Consider the following 24,790-nt stretch of genomic DNA (forward strand, 5'->3'; position numbering starts at 1 on the left):
GTTTCCTTCGCTTGTTCTCAGTCGCGCGGTTCGGCGAAACGCCGCGACCAGCTTTCGGCGGGCTCGAAGGCCGGGTCCGCGCGACAGGCCGCCTCGGTTTCCGCCCAGAGGTCCGCATCGCTTTTCTCCAGGTCGAGCGGGTTGCCGTATGGCTGCGGGATGTACCAAGGGGTGTCGAGGTAGACCTCGACGGTGTTGCCTTCAATGTCCGAGAAATAGATCGACAGCGCATTGCCATGGTTCATGCCGCGCATCTGGGTGGCGCCCGCTTCGAGCGCGCGCGCGCGCACCTGCCGCAGGTGGTCGATCTCGGTCACCCTGAACGACAGCTGCATCACCGTACTGGGCGTGTCCAACCCGCGCCCGCTCGCGAGCACCAGCTGGTGGTGCTGGTCTGGCGTTCCGCTCAGGAAGTGCAGCTTCATGCGGAAGTTGCGGCCCTCGCCCTGGTCGGTGACGCGCATCCCGAAAACACCGGTGTAGAAGCGCGTCATCGCATCGATGTCGCGCGTGAAGATGCCGAAGTGGGAAAGCTGGGGAGCGCAGGTGAGTTCCATGGCGGTTCAGGGGTGAAGGATGATCTTGCCGAGGTTGTCTGGTGCGTCCAGCCGCGCGTGGGCCTCGCGGGCGGCGGACAGGGGCATGACGGTGGCAGCGGGCGCACGGACACGTCGCGACGCGAAGGCCTCGATGGCATCTGCCATCAGCCGGCGGCGCAACGGGATGTCATCGTCGAAGGTGTGCATGGAGAACACGCGCACGGCCAGGCTGCGACCGAGCTGCGCACGGAGTGCGCCGAATACGTCGCCCGCCGGCGGACCGCCAACGATGTTGTACGAGACCGCTGTTCCGAGTGGCGCGAGCGAGCCCAGACATTGCATGAACAACGCGCCGCCGATCGGGTCGATCGCCAGGTCGACGCCGCGGCCGCCTGTGAGCTGCCTCACCCATTCGGGCAGGCCCGCTTCCGCTGGGTCCAGCACGGCGTCGGCACCGTTGTCACGAACGAAGGCGCGCTTGGCTTCGCTGCTCGCCGTCGCGATGACCTGGATCCCGTGCGCGCGAGCGAGTTGCACCATCGCCGACGCCACGCCACCCGCCGCTGCGGTGACCAGCACCGAGCGAGGCGGCCGGCCATTGCCGCAGTGGAACAGCAGCGCATGGGCCAGCTGGAAGTTGGGCAAGCTCACCGCGTCGTCGAAATCGATCGCGGCGGGCAGCGCGTACAGGGCGCTGGCGGGAGCGCAGGCAAACGTGGCATAACAGCCGCCGCGGTTGGGCAGCTCGCGCGAGCTCAGGAGAACGTGTTGCCCGGGAGTCACTTCGCTGACGCCCGGGCCGATCGCATCCACGACGCCCGCCATCTCATTGCCCGGGACCGCCGGCAGCGGCGGCATCCACTTGTAGCGGCCGGTACGGATCAGGGCGTCGGGGCGGCCCACGCCGATCGCCACGGCGCGGACGCGGGCCTCGCCGGGCCCGGGCTCGGGCAGCGGCAGGTCCGTTAGGTCCAGGACTTCTGGACCTCCCGTGCGACGCAGCAAAACCGCTTTCATGGCCGCTGGATCACAGCTTGGGGATCCTTGCGTCCGCGACGACCTGCGACCATTTCTGCAGCTCGGCGGTCATCATGGCCTGCATCTCCTGCGGCGAGCTGGCTCGCGCGTCACCGCCCAGTTCTTCCAGGCGCGCCTTGATCGCCGGGGCCTGCACGGCCCGACGCGTCTCGGCATTGAGCCGTTCCACGACTGAAGCAGGTGTGCCGGCAGGCACCAGCCAGCCGGCCCAGGAGCGGACGTCGTAGCCGTTGACCCCTTGCTCCGCTACCGTCGCGACATCTGGCATGCCGGACCAGCGCTGCGGTCCGGTAACGCCCACCACGCGCACCTTGCCCGCCTTGATCTTCCCAGCACCGCGGTCGGCGGCGCGATCACCAGCGGGACCTCGCCGCCCAGGAGTGCAGTCAGCGATGCCGTGTCGCCCCGGTAAGGGACGTGCACCAGGGCCACGTTCGCCAGCTTGGCCAGCAGCTCGCCGCCCAAGTGGTGCGTGGAGCCTATGCCGGCGGTGCCGTAGTTCACCGAGCCGGGGGTCGCGCGCGCGGCAGCCAGGACATCGGCCATCGTGCGGAACTTCGAATCGGCCGGCACTACCCAGAGGAACGGAAAGTACGTGATGGTGGACACCGCCTGGAAGGCGTTGACGGTGTTGTACGGCAACTTGTCGTAGAGGGCACCGGCCACCACGTGGCCACCTGTGGCCAGTAGCATGGTGTAGCCATCCGGCTGCGCCCTCGCGACAGCAGCCGACGCAAGGGTGCCACCGGCGCCAGTCAAGGCTTCCACCACGATCGGCTGGCCGAGCCTCTTGCTCATTTCCGCACCGACCAGCCTCGCGATGGTGTCGGCGTTGCCGCCGGCCGCGAAGCCCTGCAGGGCCTTGATCGGGCGCTCGGGCCAGGTCTGGGTGGCGGCGTGGCCGGCCTGTCCCACCAGCAACGCGGCCAGGCCGGCCGAACTGAATTCACGACGATTCATGGGGCTGCTCCGATGGTGGCTTCAGGCTTGCTGGATAACCGGATTGCGTAGCACGCCTATCTTTTCGATTTCCACTTCCACAACGTCTCCGGGCTTGAGATAACGGGGCGGCTTGCGGCTCCAACCCACGCCGGCGGGCGTGCCGGTGGCGATCACGTCGCCCGGTACCAGCGTGAAGATCGTGGAGGCGTAGGCGATCAGTTTCGCCGTCGAGAAGATCATGTGGCCGGTGTGGCTCTCCTGCACAGTCTCTCCGTTGATCCGGGTGGCCAGCCGCAGCGGCTGGTTGGCGGGGATCTCGTCTGCGGTGACCATCCATGGACCGAACGGTCCGGTGCCTTCGAAGTTTTTGCCCGACGCGATCTGCTTGGCGTGGAACTGCCATTCACGCACGCTGACGTCGTTGTAGATGGAGTAGCCGGCCACGTGCTCATATGCCCGCGCCTCTGGAATGTCCCGGCCGGGCTTGCCGATGATCACTGCCAGCTCGCCTTCCCAGTCCAGCGTTTCGGACACGCGGGGGCGCACGATGGCCTGCTCGTGCCCGACCTGAGAGCGCCATACGCGCAGGAAGATCGGTGGCTCCTGCGACAGCTCGCGATGCATTCCAGCAGCCAGCACTTCCTGGTGGTGGTCCATGTAGTTGCGCACCGCGCAGACGATCTTCTCGGGGCGCGGGATGACGGGCAGGTAGGTCAGGCCAGCGAGCGGAATCTCTGGTTTCAGGCCCTGTACGAGCGCGTCGCGCCGTGCGTAATCAAGGGAGCCGATGAAATCGGCAAGGCTGGCGTGGCCGGTCCGCTCGGCGAGCGGGACCACCCCATCGCCGGCAACGGCTCCCCAGCCTTCGCGGCCGTCTTGGGAATAGGAGACGAACTTCATTGCTTGTTCCTCGTTGAAAGGCTGCAAGTTTCGTTTTGTGCATAAAAAACAAAATAAGCACAAACCCGTAGATCGTGCGGCATTCGGTCGCTTAACATCCCACAGGTGAAAACCCTTGTCGAAACCGAAATTCCCCTGGCGGAGCATGCGTACCGCGAGCTGCGCAAGGCCATTCTTCGCTGCGAGTACGAGCCCGGCGACCGACTCAGGGTTGAAGAGCTCACGCGGCGCTTCGGCGTTAGCAGCAGCCCGATCCGCGAAGCCCTCAATCGCCTGTCGCAGCAGGGGCTCGTGCGCACCGTGGAGAACTGTGGCTTCCGTGTGGCGCCGCTCACGGCGGAAGGCGTGGCCGACGTGGTGCGGGTGCGCCTGATGATCGAAGCCGAGGCGCTGCGCGATTCGATCGCCCATGGCGATGATGCCTGGGAGGCCTCCATCGTCGCCTCCGCCCATGCCCTGGGCCTGGTCGAGCGCCGCCTGGGGGACGAGCCCCGCGCCCTCGACGACGAATGGTCGGCGCGGCACCGCGCATACCACATGAGCCTATATTCCGCCTGTACATCCACCCTGTTGCTGGAGATGGTCGGCGTCCTGTTCGACCGGGCGGAACACTATCGGCGCTGGAGCGCGACGCACCGCCAGGCGCCCAGGTCCAAGAACGACGAACACCAGAAACTGCGTACCGCCGTCCTCGCGCGCGATACCGACAAGGCGCTCGAGCTGATCCGCCGGCATATCAGCCGCACCGGCGTGCTGGTTGCTGCCGCGCTGGACGGCGCGCCCCCGGAATGGATCCAATAACCGTCGCGGGACACCATGGAACACAAGATCCGAAAATCCGTTCTCAACATCGAGACGATCCATCACGACGGTGGCGCGCCCGCCACCGCGCCGCTTCGCATTGCGATCGCCGCAGTGGTGATGGAGAACCCCTTTGCCGGCCGCTACGAGGCGGACCTGATGCCGTTCATGGAGTCGCTCAAGCCGATCGCGAAGGACCTCACGCAGCGCATGCTGGAAGCGCTGGGCGTGGATCGCGCGGCCATCGAGATCTTCGGCAAGGGCTCGATGGTCGGCACGGATGGCGAGCTGGAGCACGCCGCCATGTGGCATGCACCCGGCGGCGCCGGGGTCAAGGAAGTCCTGGGCGCGAGGGGCTTCGTCGCCGCCGGAAAGATGGTGGCGACTCTCGGTTCACGCCTGCAGATGCCCCTGGTGTATGTGAACTCGCCTTGGGTCCGCAGCCACTACAACACGACCCAGTTGTGCATCCACGATGCGCCGAAGCCGCGCGAACTGGTCTTTGCGCTCGCGATCGGCACCGGCGGGCGCGTGCACGCGCGCCTGCAGGGGCTGACGCGCGAGCAGGCAGAGGCGGGCAAGGGTCCACCTTTCTGAGTGCGGCCGGTTGCGCGGCCCGGGCACGTCATGTGTGGGGCTGCTTCACTTAGGGGTGGTCGTTGCACCGCCTCCCAGGGTGAAGTCCTTGGAGCGATCGTCCGCGCGCGAGTGTGTCGCAGCCGCGATCAACGCGCGGACTCCTGGTCCCAGGCTTTCTTCGTGGCGGATCGTGTCACTGTCGGTATCGCACCCCGCTGTGGCGCTGGGCAGGGATTGGGCGGCGGTACGGGTTCATGCGGGCAGTCAGGCGATTGCCGGCGCCCATGTTTCCGTTGGCCGGGGGCGCCCACCTAGTCTGCGCGGCGACGAGCGGTCCGGATGGCACAGCCGCATGCAAGCTGTGGGATGTGCATGCGCCGCGCGGGCTTACGAGGTTGAGCTGCTGCGCAGATGGCGCGCGTGTATCGGCTGATTCCGGCCGCGTGGCGTCCAGCAAGTTCCCCGTAATCGGTGCGCCCAACATTGATCGGCCAGAATGCCGGCACGTGCTCTCGCTTTCGAATGCGTCCGGCCCGACGAAGACCTTGGCAACAATCGTGCAGGATGTAGCGCAGACCACGTCTCGTTCACGCCAAGCCATGCCAAGGTATGTTTCGTTTGGTGCATACACGTCGGGCGGAAGGGCTCCGTGGCACCCGCTTATATCTCTGAACAGAGAGCGTGAACCGGCCGGCACATTGCCGGACAGCCCCTAAATCAGCGAGTTCACCGCGCTACGCCGCAGCTGCCCCGGCGGCGCGTTGAATGTCCGCACGAACGCGGAGGTCATGTGGCTCTGGCTCGCGAAGCCGCTCACGGATGCGATCACCGCAAGCGGCAGGTCACCGTTCAACACCAGCTCCTTGGCGTGCGCGAGGCGCTTCTTGAGCACGTATTGGTGAGGCGTGCATCCGGCCGTCTTCTTGAACAGCCGAACGAACTGCGGCGCGCTGAAGCCGGCGGCCGCGGCAAGTTCGGACAACGCGATGTCGCGGCCGATGTGGGAGCACACCAAATCTTCCACGCGTTGCATCTGGCTTGGCGTCAATTTGCCGCGCTCGCCGCCCGCGCAGCGCATACTGGCGCGTTGGTGGATCCGCATGGCAACCCCCAGCGACAAAGACTCCGCGAACAACCGCCCGTTCGGGCTACCCTGGGCGACCTCCGCTACGATGGTGCGCAAGACCGCGGTAAGCTCCGGATCGCGAAATTCGATCTCGGTGTGGCGCGGAAGGTAGCGTAGTGACTCCATGAGGTCATGGCCCCCTGGAATGTCGGTGTCGAGGTCCAGGTAGATGCGACGCGTCGACGTCCACCGCCACTGGCTCAGCTTCAGTTCGGTTCCTGCGGCGAAGAATCCGATCGAGCCCGGCGTGAATTCCCAGGACATCGACCGCTTGCCATACAGGAAGTCGGCCTGCGTCGAGCCGCAGTCGATCATCACCAGGCCATTGCGTTGCATTTCGATGTCGCTGCGCACCTGGTGAGGGCTGGCCTCGATGCACCCGACGCCGGCCCCGCTCCATCGCGCCAACTGATCGGCGGTGAGCAGGGAATGTTCATAGGACGGGTCGCCGCAAGCGTGTTCTTCCTGTTGCTGCATGCTGAATCCAAAAGAAACGAAGCGGATGGACAGGAACGTGGCTTCGTCCCGGCTCTCTCTGTGCGCAGCTTATCAGCGGCCACGACCGGTGTTCATGCCGGAACGGTATAGCTGATAGACGCAGGGATTGGTCATCGTTAACCCCAATAGGTCGTGGCGGGGTTGAAAAATGATCAGTTTCTGAAAGACCGGCGAAGCGCCATCCAGTGCAATGCAGGTCTTTACAGAGCAGAGGAGCAGTCTTGAATCAAAGTTCTTCATTCCAGAGAGCGCAGCAATCCATGCTGGGGTTGGCGACCGCTGCGATGCTGGTCGCTTGCGGCGGTGGCGGCGGCAATGACGCGGCGCAGTTGCCTCCCGTGGCCGAGAACGTGGCCATCGATCCGACCAGCGCGTGCACCATGCAGAGTTTCAGTGCCGCCAAGTTGACCGCGGACGCGGCGGTGACCGTGATGGACGTGAGCACGGGCACGACGACCGGGGCCAACCCCGTTTCCTACTGCCTGGTCAAGCTCAAGGTCGACCCGGCCATCAACATCAACGTCGCCATGCCGATGAAGGCGTGGAACGGCAGGTTCCGCGCCGAAGGCAACGGCGTGTACGCGGGCGGCGTGCCGGCGCTGCCGCAGGATTCGGTGCGCCAGAGCTTCGTCGGCGTCACGACCGACACGGGCCATTCGACGAACTTCCTGTCCGGTGCTTTCGGAATGGCCTCACCCGGCCAGCCGAACACGCAACTGCAGATCGATTTCGCCTACCGTTCCGAGCACCTGATGGCCGGCGTCGGCAAGCAGGTCGTCAAGGCCTTCTACAGCAAGGATCCGGTGCGCTCCTACTGGTACGGCTGCTCCACCGGCGGCCGCCAGGGCATGATGATGGCCCAGCGTTTCCCGGGCGACTACGACGCCATCCTCGCTGGCGCGCCCGCCATGCACTGGGACCGCTTCCAGGCCTACCAGATCTGGCCGCAGGTGGTCTACAAGGATGAGGGCGTCACGCCGCTGTCCGCCGGCAAGCGCACCCTGGTCACGAGTCGGGCGGTTGCCGCGTGCGACCCGGCCGACGGCGTCACCGACGGCGTCATCGACGATCCCCGTCAGTGCACTTACGACCCGCGCCGCGATACGACCATCACGAAGGCGGGATGCGCCGCGGCGGACGGCTCCTGCCTGAGCCCGAACGAGGCCAGTGCCGTGCAGCGCATCTGGGGCGGGGCCCGGACGGTGAACGGCAGCCTGCTGTGGCCCGGCGTGGAACGTGGTGCCGACCTGGGAGCGCTCGCGGGTTCGACGCCCACCGGTGGCGCCGCGCCCTTCCCGGTGCCGATCGAGCAGGCCCGCTACTGGGTTTACTTCGACCCGAACTGGGATTGGAACGTATTGACGGCGCAGAACTACGAAGGCTTCTTCAACGATAACATCCGCACGGTCGGGCCGTTGATGGCCACGGACACACCCGACATCTCCAGCTTCAAGGCACGCGGCGGCAAGCTGATCATGTACCACGGCTGGGCGGACATGCTGATCATGCCGCAGGGCACGGTCAACTACTACGACCGCATGACCAAGGCGGTGGCTGGCGCCGATGAGTTCTCGCGGCTGTATATGGTCCCGGGCATGGGCCACTGCAGCGGTGGTGCGGGAACGGATTCCTTCGGGCAGGGTGCGAGCGGGGCCGTTCCGCTCACGCCGGACCGCGACATCTTCCGCGCGCTGATGGCCTGGTCCGAGAAAGGGGTCGCGCCTGCGAGCATCACGGCGGCGCGCATCCAGAGTGGCGCGACGGTCCGCACCCGACCGCTGTGCCCCTACCCGCAGGTGGCTCGCTACAAGGGCGCCGGCAGCACCGACGACGCGGCGAACTTCAGCTGCGTCGCCGCGAACTAGCGGCGCCTGAAGGATGCGGTGGCCGCGCCACCGCATCTGTGCTCCGGCAGGAGCCTCCTCTTTCCGACTTGGATGCGCCCAATCGTGCGGATGCATCCTCCCCCTCTTCCAGCTCTGATAAAGAAGACCATGAAACGCAGAACCCTTATCGCGGTTGCAGTTGTCACCGCGTTCGGCATCACGGCGGCAGCGGCCCAGGACAACGCCTTCAAGATCGGGCTGATCCTGCCGATGACCGGCCAGCAGGCCACCACCGGCCGCCAGATCGAGGCGGCCGCCAAGCTCTACATGCAACTCAACGGCGACACGGTCGCCGGCAAGAAGGTGCAGCTGATCGTCAAGGACGACACCAGCCTGCCCGACGTGACCCGCCGCCTGGCGCAGGAACTGGTGGTCAACGAGAAGGTCAACGTGCTCGCCGGCTTCGGCATCACGCCGTCGGCCACCGCCACCGCGCCGATCGCCACCCAGTCCAAGACCCCCGAAGTGGTGATGGCCGCCGCGACCTCGAGCATCACCGAAGCCTCGCCCTACATCGTGCGCACCAGCTTCACGCTACCGCAGGCATCGGTGGCGCTGGCCGACTGGGCGCCCAAGAACGGCATCAAGAAGGTCGTGACGCTGGTCAGCGACTACGGCCCGGGCATCGACGCCGAGAAGTTCTTCAAGGAGCGCCTGCAGTTCAACGGCGGCCAGGTGGTGGAGTCGCTGCGGGTGCCGCTGCGCAACCCGGATTTCGCGCCCTTCCTGCAGAAGGTGCGCGACCTCAAGCCGGACGCGCTGTTCGTGTTCGTGCCCTCGGGCGCCGGCGCGGCCGTGATGAAGCAGTTCATCGAGCGCGGCATGGACAAGGCCGGCATCAAGATGATCGGCACCGGCGACGTGACCGACGACGACCAGCTCAACGACATCGGCGACGGCGCCCTGGGCGTGGTCACCTCGCACCACTATTCGGCGGCCCATCCGTCGGCGATGAACAAGAAGTTCGTGGCCGATTTCAAGAAGGCCAACAAGGGCCTGCGCCCCAACTTCATGGCCGTCGGCGGCTACGACGGCATGCGCGTGATCTACGAAGCGCTGAAGAAGACCGGCGGCAACGGCGGCGGCGACGCGCTGCTGGCCGCGATGAAGGGCCAGATCTTCGAGAGCCCGCGCGGCCCGGTCTACATCGACGCACAGACCCGCGACATCGTCCAGAACATCTACCTGCGCAAGGTGCAGCGCAAGGACGGCGAGCTGTACAACGTCGAGTTCGACGTCATCAAGGACGTCAAGGACCCCGGCAAGAGCAAGTGACAACGGCGTTGTCATCGCACGATGACAATGCGGTTGTCGTCCCGGCCTTGAGCCGGGAGCCATCGGTCGTACGAGACGTCGCCCGACGCTGCACATCTGTCCGGTGGGGTAGCTTATCGCTGCATAGAATGCGAGAATGATTCCTGAGTGACATGCGCGCGTGGCTATCGTTCGGTGAAGGGTGCGGCGACATCGGCCAGGGTCCGTAGTTGATCGTACCCAAATCGCACGGATGCGCGCCAAGCCGCAGCCGCACCAGTTAAGGGCCGCTCTCGGGTTCAATTCCCGCCAGCTCCGCCACACACCGGCGAAGGCTGCCAGCATCACAGCTGGCGGCCTTTTTCTTTTACGATGGGCCTCCGTTTCCCTGGAGCCCCCATGCGTTTTCCCCTTTGCCTGGCTGCCGCGGCCCTGCTGGCCGGATGTTCGACCGTCTCCGCCGTGCGGGACGCCTGGAACTGGGACCCGACCGTCGCGCAGCAGCGCCCGCGCGTCGCGCTCTCGCCCGAGCAGCTCGGGACACTGACCAACCGGCTGGCGGACCTGCAGATCCGCCGCAACGACATTCGCGCGCGCATCAGCGCCGAACCGGACGTGCGGGCACGCCAGGGCCTGTACGAGGAACTGCACGGGGTCGGGCGTCAGCTGTCGCCGCTGGAGCGCGAGCTGACCGCGGCGGGCGCCCGCTAGGCGCAGGGTCCCGGGCAGCGGGCAGCGGGCGGCGGGGGCGATTGCCGGGCCGTTTGCGATACTCGACCGGATGCAACTGCAGGACATCCTTTATTCCCAGGGCTTCGGCACCCGGCGGGTCTGCGCCGGGCTGGTCCAGCAGGGCCTGGTCGAGGTCGGCGGCGAGATTCGCCGCGATGCCAGTGCCGACTTCGACACCGCCGGCCTGCGCTTCCAGGTGCAGGGCCGCGACTGGGAGTTCCACGAGAAGGCCTACGTCATGCTGCACAAGCCGGCCGGCACCGAGTGCTCGCAGAAGCCTTCCACCTATCCCAGCATCTATACCTTGTTGCCGGCGCCCTTGCGCCAGCGGCCGCAGAAGGGGCCGGTGCAGGGCGTGCAGGCGGTTGGGCGGCTGGACCAGGACACGACCGGCCTGCTGTTGCTCACCGACGACGGGCAGTTCATCCACCGCATGAACTCGCCGCGGCACCACGTTCCCAAGGTCTACGAGGTGACGACCAAGCATCCGCTGGACGCCAGGCAGGTCGACAAGCTGCTGCAGGGAGTGGTGCTCGACGACGATCCGCAGCCGGTGCGCGCCGCCGCCTGCGAGATCGTGGACGACCATCACCTGCGGCTGACCCTGACCGAAGGCAAGTACCACCAGGTCAAGCGCATGCTGGCAGCGGTGAGCAACCGGGTGGAGGGGCTGCACCGCTCGCGCATCGGCGCGCTGGAGCTCCCCGCAGACCTGGCGCCGGGCCAGTGGCGCTGGCTGGGTGCGGGCGAGCTGGCGGCGCTGCGGGGCTGATCCTCAGGGCAGGGCCTGCAGGAACTGCGTCACCAGCCCGCAGGTGAGCTCGGGCTGGTCCTTGTGGGGCGAGTGGCCGCAGCCGGCGAGCTGTTCCATGCGGAAGCTGCCGCGGGTCGGGGCGATCTCCTCGATCTGCCGCATGCTGCCGTAGGGGTCGTCGCAGCCCTGGATCGCCAGCACCGGGGCCTCGATGCGGCGGCAGTCCTGGCGGATGTCGAAGGTGCGGAACGCAGGGCTGAGCCAGATGTCGTTCCATTGCCAGAACGCGACGTCGACGTCGGCGTGGTAGCGCTTCAGGCGCTCGCGCAGCGCCGCCGGGTAGGCGGCGCGCGCCGCTTCGATCGAGCGCACCGAGACGTCTTCGACGATCACGTGCGGCGCCATGACGACGCAGGCGGCCACCGGGTGCCGGCTGGCGTGGAGCAGGGCGATGCTGCCGCCGTCGGAGTGTCCCAGCAGCACCGGCCGCTCGATTCCCAGCGCCTGCAGCAATGCCGGCAGCACGTCCCAGGCTTCGCGATGCATGTAGTCGGGCGCCAGCCGGCCGGCACCGCGCACGTCCGGCACCGGATCGGAGTTGCCGTAGCCGCGGCGCGAATACACCACGCCGGCGCGCCCGGCCGCGTCGCACACCTGGCGCGGCCAGTCGCGCCACATGGCGACCGAGCCCAGGCCCTCGTGCAGGAACACGATGGGGGCGCGCTGTTGGCCTTCGGGGCCGGCCAGCCGCCGGACTTCGAGCGCGACGCCGTGGATCTGGATCGTTTCCATCGGCCCGATGTTACGCAAGCAGCGCCGCCGCCCGGCGGTCGCGCCGCGGGTAAGCTGCGCGCCATGAGCCTATTTCTCGACTCCTTCTGGCGCGCGGTCGCCTATTGCCTGCGGCCCCGCGTCATCGCGCTGTCGTTCCTGCCGCTGCTGATCATGGTCGTCCTGTCGCTGGCGATGGGCTACTTGTTCTGGGATGCCGCGGTCGACTGGGTGTTCCTGCGGCTGGAGTCCTGGGACCTGCTCAAGAGCGTCTGGGGCTGGCTGCAATCCATGGGCGCGGGCAACCTGAAGACGGTGGTCGCGCCGCTGGTCGTGATCTTCGCGGTCACGCCGGTCGTCGTCGTGCTCTCGCTGCTGGTCGTGGCCGTGCTGATGGCGCCGGCCCTGGTCCTGATGGTGGCCGAGCGCCGCTTCCCGCGGCTGGAGCGCAAGAAGGGCGGCTCGCTGCTGGCCAGCGCGCTGTGGTCGCTCGGCTCCGCGTTCTTGGCGCTGGTGGCATTGGTGATTTCGCTTCCGCTGTGGCTGGTGCCGCCGTTGATCCTGCTGCTGCCGCCGCTGATCTGGGGCTGGCTGACTTACCGCGTGATGGCCTTCGATGCGCTGGCCGCGCACGCCAGCACGCAGGAGCGGCGCGCGGTGTTCCGGCGCCACCGGATGTGGCTGCTCGGGATGGGAGTGGTCACCGGCTATCTCGGCGCCGCGCCGAGCCTGGTGTGGGCCTCCGGGGCTTTGTTCGCCGCGGCCTTCGTGCTGCTGGTGCCCGTGGCGATCTGGATCTACACGCTGGTCTTCGCGTTTTCGTCGCTCTGGTTCGCCCACTACTGCCTGGCGGCGCTGGAGCAGTTGCGCGCCGAGCAGGCCGCCGCCACGGCCGCGCCGCTCCCGGTAGCATCGGGGGATGGCCACATCCCCTCTCCCTGAGCGCCCTGCCTTCGGCCTCGTCATCGTCGGCGACGAGATCCTGTCGGGCAAGCGCGCCGACAAGCACATGCCCAAGCTGATCGAACTGCTGGCCGTGCGCGGCCTGCAGCTGGAATGGGCCGAATATGTCGGCGATTCGCCCGACCGCATCACCGCGACGCTCAAGCGGGCGTTCGCCTCGGGCGACGTCGTGTTTTCCTGCGGCGGCATCGGCGCCACGCCCGATGACCACACGCGCCAGTGCGCCGGGCGGGCGCTGGGCGTGGATATCGAACTGCATCCGCAGGCCGAAGCGCTGATCCGCGAGCGGATGCAGGACATGGCGAAGGAGCAGGGCATCCCCTACGAGCCGGACCGGCCCGACAACATCCACCGCCTGAACATGGGCGTGTTCCCCCGGGGCGCAGGGATCATCCCGAATCCGTACAACAAGATCCCGGGCTTCAGCGTCGGGCACGTCCATTTCGTCCCCGGCTTTCCGGTGATGGCCTGGCCGATGATGGAGTGGGTGCTGGACCACACCTATCCGCATCTCTTTCGCCAGCAGGCCTACCTCGAGAAATCGGTCATCGTGTTCGGTTCGATGGAAGCGACGCTGACGCCCCTGATGCAGGACATCGAGCAGGCGCACCCCGGGGTCAAGGTGTTCAGCCTGCCCAGCGTCGACCATCCGCAGTACGGCCGCCACATCGACCTGGGCGTCAAGGGCGAGCCGGCGGCGGTCGAGCCCGCCTACCTGGACCTGCTGGCCGGCCTGCGCCAGATCGGCGCCAAGCTGGGCCCCGAATTGGTGCGATAACGACAGCGCACCATTCAGGTGCAAAGGCTCCAGGCACTAAGCCGGGGCGTGCCTCATCATGCCGGGGCCGCGCCACCGCAGGAAAGGCCAAAATCTCGGCGACAATCGCCAGCTTTGCCGGCTTCGGCCATGCACCAGCTTTGGCACAAAAACTGCATTCAACGTTTCCGTTCAATTGATTCAACAACCATCCAACCAGGAGAACCTGATGGCAGCCAAGACCGTCGCCGACGTGATGAAGATGGTGAAGGAGAACGAAGTCAAGTTTGTCGACTTCCGCTTCACCGACACCCGCGGCAAGGAGCAACACGTCACCGTGCCGGTGTCGCATTTCGACGATGACAAGTTCAGCGCGGGCCACGCGTTCGACGGCTCGTCGATCGCCGGCTGGAAGGGCATCGAGGCGTCGGACATGCTGCTCATGCCCGATCCGAACACCGCCAACATCGACCCCTTCTTCGAGGAAACCACGCTGCTGCTGACATGCGACGTGCTCGAGCCGGGCGACGGCAAGGCCTATGACCGCGACCCGCGTTCGATCGCCCAGCGCGCCGAGGCGTACCTGAAGTCCTCGGGCCTGGGCGACACGGCCTACTTCGGCCCCGAGCCCGAGTTCTTCATCTTCGACGACGTGCGCTGGAACACCGACATGTCGGGCACGTTCTACAAGATCGACGAATACGAAGCGCCGTGGAACAGCGGCAAGAAGCTCGAAGGCGGCAACAAGGGCCACCGTCCCACGGTCAAGGGCGGCTACTTCCCGGTGCCCCCGGTGGACAGCATGCAGGACATGCGCGCCGAGATGTCGCTGATCCTGGAGTCGCTCGGCATCCCGGTGGAAGTGTTCCACCATGAGGTGGGCGGCGCCGGCCAGAACGAGATCGGCACCAAGTTCAGCACGCTGGTGCAGCGCGCCGACTGGACCCAGCTCCTGAAGTACGTGGTCCACAACGTCGCCAATGCGTACGGCAAGACGGCCACCTTCATGCCCAAGCCCCTGGTCGGCGACAACGGCTCCGGCATGCACGTGCACCAGTCGATCTGGAAAGACGGCAAGAACCTGTTCGCCGGCGACGGCTACGCCGGCCTGTCGGACTTCGCGCTGTACTACATCGGCGGCATCATCAAGCACGCCCGCGCGCTCAACGCCATCACCAACCCCGGCACCAACAGCTACAAGCGGCTGGTCCCGGGCTTCGAGGCGCCGGTCAAGCTGGCCTACTCGGCGAAGAACCGGTCGGCGTCGATCCGCATCCCGTACGTGGCCAACCCCAAGGGCCGCCGGATCGAGGCGCGCTTCCCGGATCCGCTGATGAACCCCTACATGGGCTTCGCGGCGCTGATGATGGCCGGCCTGGACGGCGTGGAAAACAAGATCCACCCGGGCGAAGCGGCCACCAAGGACCTGTACCACCTGCCGCCGGAAGAGGACGCGAAGGTGCCGACCGTCTGCCACAGCCTGGACCAGGCGCTGGACTACCTGGACAAGGGCCGCAGCTTCCTGACCAAGGGCGGCGTGTTCACCGACACCATGATCGATGCCTACATCGAGCTGAAGATGTCGGAAGTGACGCGTTTCCGCATGGCCACCCACCCCGTGGAATTCGACATGTACTACTCGCTGTAAGGCGGCTTCCCGGACTGTGATTTCCCACAGTCTGTGGCACGAAAAGGACGGCCCCGGCCGTCCTTTTCCTTTTTGAATCAATGGCTTAATTGGACTTTTGAAGGAAAAGCGCGATACTGCAAGGCCGTCCCTGCATCCCGATGCGAGGAGAACCAGTTCCCATGAAATACGCCTACCTCATTCCCCTCGCTGCCCTGGTGTTCGCTGCGAACAGCCACGCGCAGGCGCGGATCTTCCGCTGCGGCAACGCCTACACCAATGACGCCGCCGAAGCCAAGTCCAAGAACTGCAAGCTGGTCGAAGGCGGTTACATCACCGTCGTCGAAGGCACGCGCGTGCAGGGCGCACCCAGTGGCAGCGCCAGCAATGCGTCCACCAAGCTGGCGTCGGCCGGCACCCGGGTCGAGTCCGCAGACCAGAAGGCCCGCGATTCCGACGCCCGCCAGATCCTGGAATCCGAGCTGAAGAAGGCCGAGGTGCGCCAGGCCGAGCTGCTCAAGGAATTCAACAACGGCGAGCCGGACAAGCAGGGTTCCGAAGGCCGCAACTACCAGAAGTACCTGGACCGCGTGGCCGAACTGAAAGCCAGCATCGCCCGCAACCAGAACGACATCGCCGGCATCAAGCGCGAGCTCGATCGGGTTCCTGCGTCAAAATAGGCTGCTTGAGCAAGCCTCTTCCCCCGCACGCCCGCTTCCAGTCCTTCGATCTCCTGGCCACGCTGGTGGCCGTGGTCCGATCCGACGGCACCGTCCTGTTCGCCAACGCCGCCCTCGAGGACGCGCTTGGCACCTCGCGCCGCACCATCGAAGGTTCGGCCTTCGCGCATTGCTTCACCGAGCCGCACATCCTGCAGAACGCGCTCGAAGGCGCCGCCGGCAACGAGTTCGCCGCCCTGCGCTATGACGCGTTCCTCAACCGGCCGGCGCACGATCCGATTCCGGTCCATGTGATCGTGGCGCAGACCGACCAGGCCGGCGAGATCGTGGTGGAGCTGCTGCCGCTGGAGTCCCAGGCCAAGCAGGACCGGGAAGAGCGCCTGATCGACCAGGCGCAGGCCAACAAGGAACTGATCCGCAACCTCGCGCACGAGATCAAGAACCCGCTCGGCGGCATCCGCGGGGCGGCGCAGTTGCTGCAGATGGAGGTCGATTCGCGCGACCTGATCGAGTACACGCAGGTCATCATCCACGAGGCAGACCGGCTGCAGACGCTGGTGGACCGCCTGCTGGCGCCGCACCGGCGCCCGCATGTCGTCGGCGACGTCAACATCCACGAGGTGCTGGAGCGGGTCCGCTCGCTGATCCTGGCGGAGTTCCCCCGCGGCCTGCGGGTCGTACGCGAGTACGACACCTCGATTCCCGAATTCCGCGGCGACCGCGAGCAGCTGATCCAGGCCGTGTTGAACGTCGCGCACAACGCCTGCCAGGCGCTTGCGGACCGCATCGCGGCAGGCGATGCGCAGCTGGTTTTTCGCACGCGCATCGCCAGGCAGGTCACTTTCGGCAAGCAGCGCTACCGACTGGCACTGGAATTGCATGTCATCGACAACGGGCCCGGCGTGCCGGACTCGATCAGGGACCGCATCTTCTATCCCCTGGTATCAGGAAGGGAAGGCGGGTCGGGGCTGGGATTGACGCTGGCGCAAACCTTCGTGCAGCAGCATCATGGCCTGATCGAGTGCGACAGCGTTCCCGGCCGGACGGATTTCAAGATCCTGATTCCGTTGCCCTGATGTTCGTAGTCGATTGACCTGAGGTTGAAAAAATACATGAAGCCGATCTGGATCGTTGACGATGACCAATCCATCCGCTTCGTGCTGGAGAAGGCGCTGTTGCGCGAAGACCTTCCCACCCGCAGCTTCACCAACCCGCGCGAAGTCCTGGCCGCGCTGGACGACGCGGCCGACGACGAAGGCCCGCAGATCCTGGTCAGCGACATCCGAATGCCCGGCGGCTCGGGCCTGGACCTGCTGACCAAGGTCAAGGAGAAACATCCCGGCCTGCCGGTGATCATCATGACGGCGTTCTCCGACCTGGACAGCGCGGTCTCCGCCTTCCAGGGCGGCGCCTTCGAATACCTGCCCAAGCCCTTCGACCTGCCCAAGGCGGTGGAGCTGATCCGCCGCGCGGTGGAGGAGAGCCAGCGCGAGGAAGTGGCCGAAGAGCGGATGGCCGCGGCGCCCGAGATGCTCGGGCAGGCGCCGGCGATGCAGGACGTGTTCCGCGCCATCGGCCGCCTGTCGCAAAGCAACGTGACGGTGATGATCACCGGCGAATCGGGCTCGGGCAAGGAGCTGGTCGCGCGCGCCCTGCACAAGCATTCCCCGCGCGCCAGCGGCCCCTTCGTTGCGATCAACACCGCGGCGATTCCCAAGGACCTGCTCGAAAGCGAGTTGTTCGGCCACGAGCGCGGCGCCTTCACCGGCGCGCAGACGATGCGGCGCGGACGCTTCGAGCAGGCCGAGGGCGGCACGCTGTTCCTGGACGAGATCGGCGACATGCCCTTCGACCTGCAGACGCGGCTGCTGCGCGTGCTGTCGGACGGCCACTTCTACCGGGTGGGCGGCCACAACTCGGTCAAGGCCAACGTGCGCGTGATCGCCGCGACCCACCAGGACCTGGAACAGCGCGTCAAGGACGGCGCCTTCCGCGAAGACCTGTTCCACCGCCTGAACGTCATCCGCCTGCGGCTGCCGGCCCTGCGCGAGCGGCTGGAAGACATCCCGATGCTGACGCGCCATTTCCTGGGCGTCAGCGCCAAGCAGCTGGGGGTGGAGCCCAAGCGGATCTCGGATGCGTCGCTGGCCTACCTCACGCAGTTCGCCTTCCCGGGCAACGTGCGCCAGCTGGAGAACATCTGCCACTGGCTGACCGTGATGGCGCCGGCGCAGTTGATCGAGCCCAAGGACCTGCCGCCAGAGGTAGCGCCGCACCCGGCGGAAGCCGCGCGCAGCGCCGTGCCAGCGGGCGAACCCAAGGGCGTGGAAGCGGGCTCGGCCGAACCGCCAGCCGGCGTTGCTGCGCTGCCCGTGCGCGCGTCCGGCCCGCAGGCGTGGGAAGCAGGGCTGGAAGCCGAAGCGCTGGAACTGTTGGCCAGCGGCCGGCACGACGTGTGGGAAGAGCTGACCAGGCGCTTCGAATCCAGGCTGATCCTCACCGCGCTGTCCAACACCCGCGGCCGCCGGATCGAGGCGGCGCAGAAGCTGGGCATCGGCCGCAACACCATCACCCGCAAGATCCAGGAGCTGGGGCTGGAATAGGGCGGGAACGGATGGCCGGACGCAGAAGGCGCAGAAGAAGCGCAGCAGCCGCAGAAGGAAATCCTTCAGGTATTTTTCTGCGTCCTTGCCCCCGGTCCCGATTTCAGATTTCCACAGTCACCGGCGCATGGTCGCTGGGCTGCTTCCACTTGCGCGGAACCCGGTCGATGGTGCAGGCCTTGACGGCGGCGCGCAGCGGCTCGGTCACCAGGATGTGGTCGATGCGCAGGCCGCGGTTCTTCTGGTAGCCCAGCATGCGGTAGTCCCACCAGCTGAAGCTCTTCTCCGGCTGCTCGAACAGCCGGAAGCTGTCCACCAGGCCCAGCGCCAGCAACTGCCTGAAGTGGTCGCGTTCCTGGGTCGTGTGGTGGATGGTTTCCGCCAGGCCCACCGGGTCGAAGGAATCGCGGTCTTCCGGCGCGATGTTGAAGTCGCCCAGCAGCACCAGTCGGGGGTGGCTGGCGACTTCGTCGCGCAGGTAGGCCTGCAGGCCCCGCAGCCAGTTCATCTTGTAGTCGAACTTCTCCGTCCCCGGCGCCTGGCCGTTGACGAAGTAGCCGTTGACCAGGCGCAGCGCGCCGTCCGGCGTGTCCAGCGTGGCGGCGATCACGCGCGAATGGTCGTCCTCGAAGCCGGTGATGTTCTTCACCACGTCGCGCAGCGGCGTGCGGCTCATGATCGCCACGCCGTTGTAGGTCTTCTGGCCGAACACGGCGCAGTGGCCGTAGCCGATGCCGCGCAGCACGTCCAGCGGGAACTTGTCGTCGGTCAGCTTGAGTTCCTGCAGGCACAGCACGTCGACCGGATTGGCCGCCAGCCAGTCCTGCACGTGCTGCAGCCGCGCCGTCAGCGAGTTGACGTTCCAGGTCGTGATCTTCATCGGCCCCTCAGATGTGCAGCGCCGCCAGCACGCCGACCACCACGCCGGCGCCGGCCATCGCGAACATGCCGTATTCCAGCCACTTCTTGCGCGTGAGCAGCGCGATGGCCGCCAGCGCGATCGACACCTGCAGCACCGTGGTGGCCTGCGCCCAGCGGTGATGCTGGTGCATCTGCTCGTCGCTGCGCTTGTCCCAGTCCAGCGATTGCTTCTCGTAGCCCTCGGCCACGGTCTTGATCTCGTTCTTTTCCTTTTCGTAGCGGTCGATCTTGGCCTGGTAGACGCCCTTCTTGTCCTCCGGCGACAGGTCGCGCGAGACCTCGGCCAGCGACTGCTTGGTGCTCTTGGACTGGAAGTAGTTCCACTGGTTGGACGCCTCGGTCTTCTTGATCGCCGCGTTGTTCTTGAACAGGCTGGCGTTGGCCTGGGTCGCGCCGCCCATGTAGCCGAAGATGGCGCCGACGGTCGCGATGATGGCGGTGGACATCGCGATCTGGTTGATCATCCCGCCGCCGGCGCCGTGCGCGCCCTCGTGCGCACCCTGGGTGGCGTGCTCCAGTTCGTGCTCATGGGGTCCGTGCACGTGAAAGCCTGCTTCCGACATCTCAATCTCCTCGGGTTGTGTTCTCGTAGGTGACGAAGCTGAACGCCAGCCCGCTGGCCGCAGTATGGGGCTCGCGCGCGGCCTCGCGCCATTGCGGGCCGAACGACGGCGCGTGGGCGTCGCCTTCGAACTGCGCGTCGATCTCGGTGACGACGGCCGTGTGCGCCAGCGGCAGCGCCTGCCGGTAGATCTCGGCGCCGCCGATCACCCAGGCGTCGGCGCCGTCCGGACACAGGGCCACCGCATCGTCGAGCGAAGCGGCGCGCACGGCGCCCGCCGCTTGCCATTGCGGCTGGCGGGTGACCACGATGTTGGTGCGCCCGGGCAGCGGCCTGAACTTGGGCGGCAGCGAATCCCAGGTCTTGCGGCCCATGATGACCGGGTGGCCGCTGGTGAGGCGCCTGAAGTGCGCCATGTCTTCCGGCAGCTGCCACGGCAGGCCGCCGTCCTTGCCGATCACGCCGTTGGCGGCGCGGGCGAAGATCAGGTGCAGCCTCTTCACACCGCGACCGGCGCCTTGATCGCGCCGTGGGGGTCGTAGCCGTGCACCTCGAAGTCCTCGAACCTGTAGTCGGAGATCGAAGCGGGCTTGCGCTTGATCTCCAGCACCGGGTAGGGACGCGGCGCCCGGCTCAATTGCAGCTCCACCTGTTCATGGTGGTTGTTGTAGATGTGGCAATCGCCGCCGGTCCAGATGAAGTCGCCCACGCCCAGGTCGCATTGCTGCGCCATCATGTGCGTCAGCAGGGCATAACTGGCGATGTTGAACGGCACGCCCAGGAATATGTCGGCGCTGCGCTGGTACAGCTGGCACGAGAGCTTGCCGTCCGCCACGTAGAACTGGAAGAACGCGTGGCACGGGGCCAGCGCCATCTTCGGGATGTCCGCCACGTTCCAGGCGCTGACGATGATGCGGCGCGAATCCGGGTTGGTCCTGATGGTCCTGACCGCTTCCGCGATCTGGTCGATGGTGCCGCCGTCCGGTGTCGGCCAGCTGCGCCACTGGACGCCGTAGATCGGCCCGAGGTCGCCGTCCGGGCGCGCCCATTCGTCCCAGATGGTGACGCCGCGTTCGCGCAGCTTGTTGTTGTCGCTGGAGCCCTCCAGGAACCACAGCAGCTCGTGGATGATCGCCTTCAGGTGCACCTTCTTGGTCGTCACCAGCGGAAAACCCTCGTTCAGGTCGAAGCGCATCTGGTGGCCGAACACGCTGCGGGTGCCGGTGCCGGTGCGGTCGGTCTTGGGCGTGCCTTGCGTGTAGACATGGCGCATGAAGTCTTCGTACTGCGAGCGGATCGGGCGGTCGGCTGTCATGGGAAAGAATTATGCCGGGACGGAAAACAGGGACAAGGACACAGAAGAAGCAGAACCACACTGAAGACGCAGAAGGATTCAGGAATTCCTTTGAGGCTTTCCTTTCTGCGACTTCTGCGTTGTTTCTGCGTTGTTTCTGCGTATTCTGCGTCCGGCTGTCCGCTTCAGGCCTTCAACACCCGCCCGGGATTGAGCAGGTTGTGCGGATCGAGCGACTGCTTGATGGAGCGCATCAGGGCCAGGGCGACCGGGGACTTGTGCTTTTCCAGCTTCTCGCGCTTGAGCGTGCCGACGCCGTGCTCGGCGGAGATCGAGCCGTCGTAGCGCGACACGGCGTCGTAGACGATGGTATTGACCTGCGGCTCGCAATCGCGCAGGAAGGCCGCCATGTCGCCGCCTTCGGGCGCCTGCACGTTGTAGTGGAGGTTGCCGTCGCCCAGGTGGCCGAAATTGACCAGCCGCACCCCGGGGATGGCCTGCCGCAGCAAGGCGTCGGCTTCAGTGCAGAACTGGGGAATGCGCGAGACCGGAATCGAGATGTCGTGCTTGATGTTCAGCCCCTCTTCGGCCTGGGCCAGCGGGATGCTCTCGCGCACGTGCCACAGCTGGTGGGCCTGCGCGATGTTCTCGGCGACCACGGCGTCGGTGACGCAGCCGTCCTCCAGCGCGTTTTCCAGCAGCCGCTCGAACTGCGCGCGCGCATGCTCCTGCGACTCGTGGTCCGAGTTCTCCAGCAGCACACAGTACGGCGTCTGCTGGTAAAGCGGCACGCGCAGCTGCGGAAAATGCTTGGCCACCAGTTCCAGCGCGAACTGGCCCATCACCTCGAAGCCGGTGAGCCCGGCCCCCAGCCCCTTGTGGGCGAGCCCCAGCAGGGTGACGGCCGCTTCCAGCGAGGGCACGGCAGCCCACGCGGTCAGGCTGGCGGCCGGCAGCGGATACAGCTTCATCGTCGCGGCCGTGATGATGCCCAGCGTGCCCTCGCTGCCGATGAACAGGTCGCGCAGGTCGTAGCCGGTGTTGTCCTTGCGCAGTCCGCTCAGGCCTTCCCAGACCTCGCCCTGCGCCGTCACCACCTCCAGGCCCAGGCACAGCTCGCGCGCGTTGCCGTAGCGGACCACCTGCGTACCGCCGGCGTTGGTCCCGAGGTTGCCGCCGATGGTGCAGCTGCCTTCGGCCGCCAGGCTCAGGGGAAACAGCAGGCCCTGGCGCTCGGCCGTCTCCTGCAGCGTCTGCAGCACGCAGCCGGCTTCCACCGTCATCGTCAGGTTGGCCGCGTCGATGCCGCGCACCTTGTTCATCCGCTGCAGGCTCATGAGCACTTGCGTGCCCGAGCCGTCCGGCGTCGAGCCGCCGACCAGGCCGGTGTTGCCGCCCTGGGCGACGATGGCCGCGCCCGCTGCGGCGCAGGCCTTGACCACGGCGGCCACTTCGGCCGTCGAGCCGGGCCGCACCACCGCCAGCGCCTTGCCGCGTTCGCGCTTGCGCCAGTCCTGCTCCCAGGCGCTCAGGTCGCCTTCGGTCAGCACGTTGGCGGCGCCGACGGCGCCGCGCAGGGTTTCGATCAGGTTCACGACGCAGCGGCCTTTCCCAGCCGCGTGCGGACATGCATCACGCAGGCGGCGAACAACAGCAGGCAGAGGATCACTTCGGCGGCCGCCAGCCAGCGGCCCGGCCCGCGGTCGCTGGCGGCGCGCACCACGCCCTCGGTGAAATAGAGCCAGACCAGCAGGCTGACCCAGCGGTAGGTGTACATCCGGTTGCGCAGCAGGCCGGCGATGGGAAAGCACAGCGGCAGGACCTTCAGGGCCAGCCAGCTGCCGCCGCTGCGCACCGGGGCCAGCCACAGCTCCCACGCCAGGCCCAGCACGATCAGCGCCAGCACGCAGCCGACCGCCACCGCGCGCGTGATCGCGACAGCGGGGTTGGCGGGGGCGGGGGAGGCGGCGTCGGACGACAGCATGGGCGATGGCATCATAGCGGGCGATGAACCTGCGCCAACTTCTCACGGACCTGCGGCGTTTCCCCTGGATGTCCACGGCCCTGAAGCTGGCGGAGCGTTTTCGCGAAGACCGGCTCAGCCTGACGGCCAGCAGCCTGACCTTCACCACCACCATCGCGCTGGTGCCGTTCTTCACCGTGGCGCTTGCGGTCTTCACGGCCTTTCCGATGTTCAACAAGGTGCAGGGCGCGTTGCAGGCCTGGTTGATCCAGAGCCTGATCCCGGACACCATCGCGCAGCAGGTGCTGGGCTACCTCACGCAATTCGCCGGCAAGGCCAGCCGGCTCGGCACCGCGGGCCTGGTGGCGCTGTTCATTTCGGCCTTCGCGCTGATCCTGACCATCGACCGGACGCTGAACAACATCTGGCGGGTGCGGCGCCAGCGGCCGCTGGCGCGGCGGGTGCTGATCTACTGGACGGTGATGACCCTGGGGCCGCTGCTGCTCGGCGCCGTGCTGAGCATCTCGTCGTACGTGGTGCCGGGCTCGCGCGGCGTGTTCGGGCCGATGCCCGTCGGCGTGCGTGCCGGGCTTGGGCTGCTGGAATTCCTGCTGCTGGCGGCCGGCCTGGCCGCCCTTTACCGCTACGTGCCGCACACCCACGTGCGGCGCGGCCATGCCTGGGCCGGCGCGGTGTTCGCCGCCACCGGCATCGAGATCGCCAAGAAGCTGGTGACCGTCTACTTCGGCGTGGTGCCGACCTATTCGATGGTCTACGGCGTGTTCGCCGCGCTGCCCATCCTGCTGGTCTGGATCTACGTCGCCTGGCTGGTGGTGCTGCTTGGCGCAGTGATCGCCGCCTACCTGCCGGTGCTGATGATCGGCGGCGGCCGCGACGACGGCGGTCCCGGCTGGCCGCTGCAGCTGGCGCTCGAGGCGCTGCAGCAGTTGAACCGGGCTCGCACGTCGGGCAGCCATGGCCTCAGCCTGGCGGAGCTGGCGCAGCAACTGCGGATCGACCCGCTGCAACTGGAACCGGCGCTGGAGGTGCTGGTGGGCCTGGACTGGGTGGGCCGCATCAACGAGATCGAGGACGAGGAGCGCACCCGCTACGTGCTGCTGGCCGATCCTGCATCGACGCCGCTGGAGCCCTTGCTGCGCAAGCTGTTGCTGGGCGACAGCGCGGTGACGGCGCCGCTGTGGAAGGCCAGCAGGCTGTCGGCGCTGGCGCTGAAGGACGTCGTCTAGAACGGGATGCGGCCGGTCCAGATGTCCTTGTACATCACCCAGTCGCCCATGAAGCTGTAGAGCGGCCGCTTGAAGCTGGCCGGCTTGTTCTTCTCGAAGCCGAAATGGCCGATCCACGCGAAGCCGTAGCCCACCAGCAAGGCCGCCAGCAGCCACAGCGCGTTGCCGGTGGCCACCAGCAGGGCCAGGCAGGCCAGCGAGAGCGTGGAGCCGGCGAAGTGCAGCCGGCGGCAGGTGCGGTTGCCGTGCTCGCTCAGGTAGAAGGGATAGAACTGGGCGAAGCTCTGGAACGCCTTGGGGTCGCTCGCGGGTGCGATGTCCATGCTCATGCTCTTCTCCTGTGGTGATGCGGG

General features: G+C 66.8%; 25 protein-coding genes and 1 pseudogene. 13 read left to right on the forward strand and 13 right to left on the reverse strand.

The genetic code is table 11. From position 1 onward, the window contains the following. Window positions 1-17: 17 nt before the first annotated feature. The 4 genes and pseudogenes from ACFPOE_RS16400 to ACFPOE_RS16415 form a co-directional block, all read right to left on the reverse strand. Window positions 18-557, reverse strand: a complete 540-nt coding sequence (locus tag ACFPOE_RS16400; RefSeq protein ID WP_376851260.1) for a VOC family protein — start codon at window positions 555-557, stop codon at window positions 18-20. A gap of 6 nt (window positions 558-563) precedes the next feature. After that, complete coding sequence (locus ACFPOE_RS16405; RefSeq protein ID WP_376851262.1) at window positions 564-1,556, reverse strand: zinc-dependent alcohol dehydrogenase family protein; 993 nt, start codon at window positions 1,554-1,556, stop codon at window positions 564-566. A 10-nt stretch (window positions 1,557-1,566) separates the two neighbouring features. Beyond that, window positions 1,567-2,537: pseudogene (locus ACFPOE_RS16410) on the reverse strand (Bug family tripartite tricarboxylate transporter substrate binding protein). Between the two features lie 21 nt (window positions 2,538-2,558). After that, a complete protein-coding gene (locus tag ACFPOE_RS16415; protein WP_376851263.1) occupies window positions 2,559-3,419 on the reverse strand; it encodes a fumarylacetoacetate hydrolase family protein in 861 nt (286 codons plus the stop codon). 105 nt (window positions 3,420-3,524) lie between these two features. Between ACFPOE_RS16415 and ACFPOE_RS16420 the strand changes: the two genes are divergently transcribed. Then, window positions 3,525-4,220 (forward strand): GntR family transcriptional regulator, encoded by a 696-nt coding sequence (locus ACFPOE_RS16420; protein WP_376851264.1) that lies wholly within the window; start codon window positions 3,525-3,527, stop codon window positions 4,218-4,220. A 15-nt stretch (window positions 4,221-4,235) separates the two neighbouring features. After that, entirely contained in the window at window positions 4,236-4,817 is a 582-nt protein-coding gene (locus ACFPOE_RS16425; RefSeq protein WP_376851266.1) for an amino acid synthesis family protein, read from the forward strand. Window positions 4,818-5,511: 694 nt separating this feature from the next. Here ACFPOE_RS16425 and ACFPOE_RS16430 read toward each other — a convergent pair. Beyond that, window positions 5,512-6,402: a helix-turn-helix domain-containing protein gene (locus ACFPOE_RS16430; RefSeq protein WP_376851268.1), complete on the reverse strand. Its 891-nt coding sequence runs from the start codon at window positions 6,400-6,402 to the stop codon at window positions 5,512-5,514. 242 nt (window positions 6,403-6,644) lie between these two features. On the opposite strand from ACFPOE_RS16430, the gene ACFPOE_RS16435 reads away from it, so the two are divergent. The 4 genes from ACFPOE_RS16435 to ACFPOE_RS16450 all read left to right on the forward strand — a co-directional run bounded on the left by ACFPOE_RS16435 (window position 6,645) and on the right by ACFPOE_RS16450 (window position 11,067). Further along, on the forward strand, window positions 6,645-8,288 hold the full coding sequence (locus ACFPOE_RS16435) for a tannase/feruloyl esterase family alpha/beta hydrolase (protein ID WP_376851269.1): 1,644 nt from the start codon (window positions 6,645-6,647) through the stop codon (window positions 8,286-8,288). A gap of 129 nt (window positions 8,289-8,417) precedes the next feature. Continuing rightward, a complete protein-coding gene (locus ACFPOE_RS16440; protein ID WP_376851271.1) occupies window positions 8,418-9,584 on the forward strand; it encodes an ABC transporter substrate-binding protein in 1,167 nt (388 codons plus the stop codon). Between the two features lie 378 nt (window positions 9,585-9,962). Next, window positions 9,963-10,274, forward strand: a complete 312-nt coding sequence (locus ACFPOE_RS16445) for a hypothetical protein (protein WP_376851273.1) — start codon at window positions 9,963-9,965, stop codon at window positions 10,272-10,274. A gap of 70 nt (window positions 10,275-10,344) precedes the next feature. Further along, window positions 10,345-11,067, forward strand: a complete 723-nt coding sequence (locus ACFPOE_RS16450) for a 16S rRNA pseudouridine(516) synthase (RefSeq protein WP_376851274.1) — start codon at window positions 10,345-10,347, stop codon at window positions 11,065-11,067. Window positions 11,068-11,070: 3 nt separating this feature from the next. On the opposite strand, the gene ACFPOE_RS16455 is transcribed toward ACFPOE_RS16450, so the two are convergent. Further along, window positions 11,071-11,841: an alpha/beta fold hydrolase gene (locus tag ACFPOE_RS16455; protein WP_376851276.1), complete on the reverse strand. Its 771-nt coding sequence runs from the start codon at window positions 11,839-11,841 to the stop codon at window positions 11,071-11,073. A gap of 63 nt (window positions 11,842-11,904) precedes the next feature. Between ACFPOE_RS16455 and ACFPOE_RS16460 the strand changes: the two genes are divergently transcribed. The 6 genes from ACFPOE_RS16460 to ntrC all read left to right on the forward strand — a co-directional run bounded on the left by ACFPOE_RS16460 (window position 11,905) and on the right by ntrC (window position 18,450). Next, complete coding sequence (locus tag ACFPOE_RS16460) at window positions 11,905-12,762, forward strand: EI24 domain-containing protein (protein WP_376851278.1); 858 nt, start codon at window positions 11,905-11,907, stop codon at window positions 12,760-12,762. Beyond that, window positions 12,740-13,561 (forward strand): competence/damage-inducible protein A, encoded by an 822-nt coding sequence (locus ACFPOE_RS16465; RefSeq protein WP_376851280.1) that lies wholly within the window; start codon window positions 12,740-12,742, stop codon window positions 13,559-13,561. The genes ACFPOE_RS16460 and ACFPOE_RS16465 overlap by 23 nt, the downstream gene beginning before the upstream one ends. A gap of 208 nt (window positions 13,562-13,769) precedes the next feature. Continuing rightward, on the forward strand, window positions 13,770-15,188 hold the full coding sequence (gene glnA, locus ACFPOE_RS16470) for a type I glutamate--ammonia ligase (RefSeq protein ID WP_376851281.1): 1,419 nt from the start codon (window positions 13,770-13,772) through the stop codon (window positions 15,186-15,188). 161 nt (window positions 15,189-15,349) lie between these two features. Next, on the forward strand, window positions 15,350-15,847 hold the full coding sequence (locus ACFPOE_RS16475) for a hypothetical protein (protein ID WP_376851282.1): 498 nt from the start codon (window positions 15,350-15,352) through the stop codon (window positions 15,845-15,847). Window positions 15,848-15,852: 5 nt separating this feature from the next. After that, window positions 15,853-16,923 (forward strand): nitrogen regulation protein NR(II), encoded by a 1,071-nt coding sequence (gene glnL / locus ACFPOE_RS16480; protein ID WP_376851284.1) that lies wholly within the window; start codon window positions 15,853-15,855, stop codon window positions 16,921-16,923. Window positions 16,924-16,959: 36 nt separating this feature from the next. Continuing rightward, window positions 16,960-18,450, forward strand: a complete 1,491-nt coding sequence (ntrC, locus tag ACFPOE_RS16485; RefSeq protein ID WP_376851285.1) for a nitrogen regulation protein NR(I) — start codon at window positions 16,960-16,962, stop codon at window positions 18,448-18,450. A gap of 103 nt (window positions 18,451-18,553) precedes the next feature. Here the strand turns inward: ntrC and xth are convergent, their stop codons facing one another. The 6 genes from xth to ACFPOE_RS16515 all read right to left on the reverse strand — a co-directional run bounded on the left by xth (window position 18,554) and on the right by ACFPOE_RS16515 (window position 23,211). Further along, window positions 18,554-19,330: an exodeoxyribonuclease III gene (xth, locus tag ACFPOE_RS16490; RefSeq protein ID WP_376851287.1), complete on the reverse strand. Its 777-nt coding sequence runs from the start codon at window positions 19,328-19,330 to the stop codon at window positions 18,554-18,556. A gap of 7 nt (window positions 19,331-19,337) precedes the next feature. Then, on the reverse strand, window positions 19,338-19,934 hold the full coding sequence (locus ACFPOE_RS16495) for a DUF4337 domain-containing protein (protein ID WP_376851289.1): 597 nt from the start codon (window positions 19,932-19,934) through the stop codon (window positions 19,338-19,340). A 1-nt stretch (window position 19,935) separates the two neighbouring features. Continuing rightward, window positions 19,936-20,436: a dihydrofolate reductase gene (locus ACFPOE_RS16500; protein ID WP_376851290.1), complete on the reverse strand. Its 501-nt coding sequence runs from the start codon at window positions 20,434-20,436 to the stop codon at window positions 19,936-19,938. Beyond that, window positions 20,433-21,248, reverse strand: a complete 816-nt coding sequence (locus ACFPOE_RS16505; RefSeq protein ID WP_376851292.1) for a thymidylate synthase — start codon at window positions 21,246-21,248, stop codon at window positions 20,433-20,435. Before ACFPOE_RS16505 ends, ACFPOE_RS16500 begins: the two co-directional genes overlap by 4 nt. A 164-nt stretch (window positions 21,249-21,412) precedes the next feature. Beyond that, window positions 21,413-22,822 carry an FAD-binding oxidoreductase gene (locus ACFPOE_RS16510; RefSeq protein WP_376851293.1) on the reverse strand — a complete coding sequence of 470 codons (1,410 nt, stop codon included), beginning with the start codon at window positions 22,820-22,822 and terminating at the stop codon, window positions 21,413-21,415. Next, the gene (locus ACFPOE_RS16515) at window positions 22,819-23,211 is read right to left on the reverse strand and encodes a DUF2069 domain-containing protein (RefSeq protein ID WP_376851295.1); all 393 of its coding nucleotides are present in this window, start codon (window positions 23,209-23,211) and stop codon (window positions 22,819-22,821) included. Before ACFPOE_RS16515 ends, ACFPOE_RS16510 begins: the two co-directional genes overlap by 4 nt. A 23-nt stretch (window positions 23,212-23,234) precedes the next feature. Between ACFPOE_RS16515 and ACFPOE_RS16520 the strand changes: the two genes are divergently transcribed. Then, the gene (locus ACFPOE_RS16520) at window positions 23,235-24,437 is read left to right on the forward strand and encodes a YihY family inner membrane protein (protein WP_376851296.1); all 1,203 of its coding nucleotides are present in this window, start codon (window positions 23,235-23,237) and stop codon (window positions 24,435-24,437) included. On the opposite strand, the gene ACFPOE_RS16525 is transcribed toward ACFPOE_RS16520, so the two are convergent. Further along, window positions 24,434-24,766, reverse strand: coding sequence for an Mpo1-like protein (locus tag ACFPOE_RS16525; protein WP_376851297.1), 333 nt, complete (start codon window positions 24,764-24,766; stop codon window positions 24,434-24,436). The two genes, ACFPOE_RS16520 and ACFPOE_RS16525, sit on opposite strands and share 4 nt — an antisense overlap. Window positions 24,767-24,790: the final 24 nt, after the last annotated feature.

Source organism: Caenimonas terrae (assembly GCF_042655405.1).
GTDB classification, from domain to species: domain Bacteria; phylum Pseudomonadota; class Gammaproteobacteria; order Burkholderiales; family Burkholderiaceae_C; genus Ramlibacter; species Ramlibacter terrae_A.

Coding starts and splice junctions, on each gene's coding strand:
- ACFPOE_RS16400 (WP_376851260.1), bottom strand. CDS start 557: ATGGAACTCACCTGCGCTCCCCAGCTTTCCCACTTCGGCATCTTCACG.
- ACFPOE_RS16405 (WP_376851262.1), bottom strand. CDS start 1,556: ATGAAAGCGGTTTTGCTGCGTCGCACGGGAGGTCCAGAAGTCCTGGAC.
- ACFPOE_RS16415 (WP_376851263.1), bottom strand. CDS start 3,419: ATGAAGTTCGTCTCCTATTCCCAAGACGGCCGCGAAGGCTGGGGAGCC.
- ACFPOE_RS16425 (WP_376851266.1), top strand. CDS start 4,236: ATGGAACACAAGATCCGAAAATCCGTTCTCAACATCGAGACGATCCAT.
- ACFPOE_RS16430 (WP_376851268.1), bottom strand. CDS start 6,402: ATGCAGCAACAGGAAGAACACGCTTGCGGCGACCCGTCCTATGAACAT.
- ACFPOE_RS16440 (WP_376851271.1), top strand. CDS start 8,418: ATGAAACGCAGAACCCTTATCGCGGTTGCAGTTGTCACCGCGTTCGGC.
- ACFPOE_RS16445 (WP_376851273.1), top strand. CDS start 9,963: ATGCGTTTTCCCCTTTGCCTGGCTGCCGCGGCCCTGCTGGCCGGATGT.
- ACFPOE_RS16450 (WP_376851274.1), top strand. CDS start 10,345: ATGCAACTGCAGGACATCCTTTATTCCCAGGGCTTCGGCACCCGGCGG.
- ACFPOE_RS16455 (WP_376851276.1), bottom strand. CDS start 11,841: ATGGAAACGATCCAGATCCACGGCGTCGCGCTCGAAGTCCGGCGGCTG.
- ACFPOE_RS16460 (WP_376851278.1), top strand. CDS start 11,905: ATGAGCCTATTTCTCGACTCCTTCTGGCGCGCGGTCGCCTATTGCCTG.
- ACFPOE_RS16465 (WP_376851280.1), top strand. CDS start 12,740: ATGGCCACATCCCCTCTCCCTGAGCGCCCTGCCTTCGGCCTCGTCATC.
- glnA (WP_376851281.1), top strand. CDS start 13,770: ATGGCAGCCAAGACCGTCGCCGACGTGATGAAGATGGTGAAGGAGAAC.
- ACFPOE_RS16475 (WP_376851282.1), top strand. CDS start 15,350: ATGAAATACGCCTACCTCATTCCCCTCGCTGCCCTGGTGTTCGCTGCG.
- ntrC (WP_376851285.1), top strand. CDS start 16,960: ATGAAGCCGATCTGGATCGTTGACGATGACCAATCCATCCGCTTCGTG.
- xth (WP_376851287.1), bottom strand. CDS start 19,330: ATGAAGATCACGACCTGGAACGTCAACTCGCTGACGGCGCGGCTGCAG.
- ACFPOE_RS16495 (WP_376851289.1), bottom strand. CDS start 19,934: ATGTCGGAAGCAGGCTTTCACGTGCACGGACCCCATGAGCACGAACTG.
- ACFPOE_RS16505 (WP_376851292.1), bottom strand. CDS start 21,248: ATGACAGCCGACCGCCCGATCCGCTCGCAGTACGAAGACTTCATGCGC.
- ACFPOE_RS16515 (WP_376851295.1), bottom strand. CDS start 23,211: ATGCTGTCGTCCGACGCCGCCTCCCCCGCCCCCGCCAACCCCGCTGTC.
- ACFPOE_RS16520 (WP_376851296.1), top strand. CDS start 23,235: ATGAACCTGCGCCAACTTCTCACGGACCTGCGGCGTTTCCCCTGGATG.
- ACFPOE_RS16525 (WP_376851297.1), bottom strand. CDS start 24,766: ATGAGCATGGACATCGCACCCGCGAGCGACCCCAAGGCGTTCCAGAGC.